3 protein-coding genes are annotated in these 2,321 nt (G+C 71.2%); 2 read left to right on the top strand and 1 reads right to left on the bottom strand.

Annotated features, from left to right (window positions below):
• Window positions 1-121: 121 nt before the first annotated feature.
• Window positions 122-1,063 carry an alpha/beta fold hydrolase gene (locus ACWDVB_RS40225; protein ID WP_451514039.1) on the top strand — a complete coding sequence of 314 codons (942 nt, stop codon included), beginning with the start codon at window positions 122-124 and terminating at the stop codon, window positions 1,061-1,063.
• A gap of 55 nt (window positions 1,064-1,118) precedes the next feature.
• Window positions 1,119-1,820, top strand: a complete 702-nt coding sequence (locus ACWDVB_RS40220) for a TetR/AcrR family transcriptional regulator (RefSeq protein WP_451514040.1) — start codon at window positions 1,119-1,121, stop codon at window positions 1,818-1,820.
• On the opposite strand, the gene ACWDVB_RS40215 is transcribed toward ACWDVB_RS40220, so the two are convergent.
• Window positions 1,817-2,321, bottom strand: a 505-nt coding sequence (locus ACWDVB_RS40215) for a substrate-binding domain-containing protein (RefSeq protein WP_451612065.1), incomplete at its 5' end; no start/stop codon positions are given. The genes ACWDVB_RS40220 and ACWDVB_RS40215 overlap by 4 nt on opposite strands.

Here is a 2,321-nt window from a genome sequence, read left to right as displayed (position 1 = left end):
CGTTCCGCCGGGCCCGCCGTGCGTGCGCCGCGCACAAACGCCCCACGCCCCCGCCAAGCGACCGCTCCTCGTCGTCGGGGCCCCTGTACATTTGAACCCAACGTCAAGTTCAATACTGCCCATGACGACACATACGCCGGTCAGCGCGTGGGAGCGTGTCGGGACGCGTCGGGTGGAGACGGGCGGCATCACGCTCCGCGTCTTCGACCACGGCGACGGGCGGCCGGGCAGGCCGCCGGTGGTGCTCTGCCACGGCTTCCCCGAGCTGGCGTTCTCCTGGCGGCACCAGGTCTTCGCGCTGGCGGCGGCGGGCCACCGGGTCCTGGTGCCGGACATGCGCGGCTACGGCGGCAGTTCACGCCCCGCCGACGTCGACGCGTACGACGTTCTGACGCTCTGCTCCGACCTGGCCGGGGTGCTCGACGACGTCGGCGCGGACGACGCCGTCTTCGTGGGCCACGACTGGGGCGCGTCCGTGGTGTGGCACATGGCCCTGGACCGCCCGGAGCGGGTGCGGGCGGTGGCCGGGATGAGCGTGCCCGTGACGCCGCGCGCTCCCGCGCCGCCCCTGCCGATCCTGCGCTCACGCCTTGGCGACGACTTCTATATGGCGTGGTTCCAGGAGCCGGGCGTCGCGGACCGGGCGCTGAGCCGCAACGTCCGCAGGACGCTCGTCGCGAAGGAGGTCTGGTCCGCCGAGTGGGCCGCCCGCCCCGACGAGAAGTTGCCGCCCCCGCCGTGGCTGAGCGAGGAGGAACTCTCGTACTACGTCGAGACGTTCGAGGAGACCGGGTTCACCGGCGGCCTCAACTACTACCGCAACCTGGACCGCAACTGGGCGCTTACCGAGCACCTCGACGGCCGTGTCATCGCACAGCCGTCGCTGTTCGTCACCGGCTCCAAGGATCCCGTCGCCCGTTTCATGCCGGCGGACCGCATCGACCGGGTGCTGACCGATCCGCGAGGGCACGTCGTGCTCGACGGCGCGGGCCACTGGATCCAGCAGCAGCGGGCCGATGAGGTGAACGCCGTTCTTCTGGAGTTCCTCGCCTCGGTCGGCTGATAGCCTCCGCTGCCACCGGTTGCGTACAGGTTCGAACGACACTGAATGGATCGCAGTGGCTGCCCAGGTCCCGGCCGCGGACGGCGGCCAGAAGCAACCGATCACACCACGCAGCGCACGCGGCGTCCGGACCCGCAACGCGCTGATCGCCGCCGCCCGCGAGGTCTTCGAACGCGACGGCTATCTGAACGCCCGGATCACCGACATCTCCAAGGCGGCGCAGGTCGCCTCCGGGTCGTTCTACACGTACTTCAACAGCAAGGAAGAGATCTTCCAGGCGCTCGTCGAGCAGGTGCAGGAGGAAATGCTCCACCCCCATCTGCGCGAGCGCACCGGCATCACCGACACCCGTCGGCTCATCGACGCCTCGAACCGCGAGTACCTGCGGGCTTACGAGAAGAACGCGCGCCTGATGGCGCTGTTCGAGCAGGTCGCCCAGGTCGACGAGCAGTTCATGGCGCTGCGCATCGAGCGCGGCAACGCCTTCGCGCGGCGCAGCGCCAAGCTGATCCGCACGCTCCAGGAGAACGGCGAGGCCGACACGAGCCTCGATCCGCTGGTCACCGCGCACGCCCTGTCGGTGATGGTGAGCCGTATGGCCTACATGGTGTTCGTGCTGGGTCAGCGCATCCCGTACGAGCGGCTCGTGACGACGCTCAACAAGATCTGGGAGAACGGGCTGCTGCTCACGGACCGCGCACCCGAAACCGGGTCCGGTCCCGGTCCCGGTCCGGGTCCGGGTCCGGGTGCCGGCTAGTGGTCGCGCGCGGACTCCAGCAGGTGGTCCCGGACCAGGGCTACGTGCGGGTTGTCCGAGGAGCCGGGGCGCTGCACGAGGTAGCCGGTGTTGAAGGGCGGGTCCTCCGGGTCGTTCAGCAGGATCAGGGCCCCTGAGGCCAGCTCGTCGAGGCACAGGTAGCGGGGCAGCACGGTGAATCCGGTACCGCCCACCACCGCCGCCTTGACCGCGCGCAGGTCGGGCATGGTGACGGCGGGCTCGCACACCAGGCGCTTGCCGAAGACGTGGCGCCAGTAGCGGCGGACGATGGGCATGTCCTCGGCGTACGCCACCAGGGGGACGCCGCGCAGCGCGGCGGGGCCCAGGGCGGTGATGCGCTCCGGGCCCCCGACGCGCTCGGCCCAGGCGCCCCCCGCGACCAGCACGAACTCCTCGTCGGCTAGGGGCACGGAGGCCACGGCCCGGCCCCGGGGCCGGGCCGTGGCGACCACCAGGGCGGGCCGGCCCCCGCGCAGCTCG

The sequence above is a fragment of the Streptomyces sp. NPDC003379 genome (assembly GCF_053589195.1).
Note: the sequence above shows the minus strand (reverse complement) of the source record. Positions and strands in the feature narration are given on the sequence as shown.